The organism is Aminobacter sp. P4_D5 (assembly GCF_056401815.1).
This window is the reverse complement of sequence record NZ_JBFUIP010000948.1, coordinates 1-624: the sequence shown is the minus strand read 5'-3', so window position 1 is coordinate 624 and position 624 is coordinate 1. Positions and strand designations below refer to the sequence as shown.

Here is a 624-nt window from a genome sequence, read left to right as displayed (position 1 = left end):
GCGCGGCGCAATCGCTCATCAATGCTGTCACCATTCCGGCGCTCTTTGGGGCCCTCGACCTGGATAACAATGTGGTGCTGGACGCCGCCAGGCTTTCGGAGATGCTGCAACGCGTGGCCGCAGCCGGTGTGGTCGCAGGGGTTACTGCGCTGTTCTCCCATCAGGGCGCCGAGGGCACGAAGGGCGGGCTGGAGAGCGGGCGCGCGCGGCGCGGCGTGACCGCCGAGCGCGACGCCATGATCCGCGACGAATGGCAAGCCACAAGCCCGGATTTATCTGATCCCGCACGCGCGCGGGTGGTTGGGCGCTAGGTCATGGCAGAAGCGGCTCGGCGCGAAGCCGATCAGGCTGCGGAGATGCGCGAGATCAGGAACGAGGCAACCCGGCGGGTGATCGAGATCGAACACGCGAGGCAGCGGGAGGGTTGGGCTTTGCTATCCAGCTCGCAGATTATCCGCATCGGGAAGGCGGGAGGGGGCAGGTGAAAATCGTAGCGGGCTGAAAGAAACCCGAGCACGAACCCCGCTTCGTGCCGAAGCGGGACTGCTACCCCCTCGGGACCGCAACCGAAGGAGCCCTGCAAATGCCGCTTCCCCAGCTCAAGACCCTGCCGAAGGTCAGCGT

At 66.2% G+C, this 624-nt stretch carries 2 protein-coding genes; one reads left to right on the top strand and one right to left on the bottom strand.

Annotated features, from left to right (window positions below):
• Nucleotides 1–311, top strand: a 311-nt coding sequence (locus AC1DWF_RS35990; RefSeq protein WP_476843235.1) for a hypothetical protein, incomplete at its 5' end; no start/stop codon positions are given.
• 32 nt (nucleotides 312–343) lie between these two features.
• Here AC1DWF_RS35990 and AC1DWF_RS35985 read toward each other — a convergent pair.
• Nucleotides 344–624: hypothetical protein (locus AC1DWF_RS35985; RefSeq protein ID WP_476843234.1), on the bottom strand; the 281-nt coding region annotated here is incomplete at its 5' end.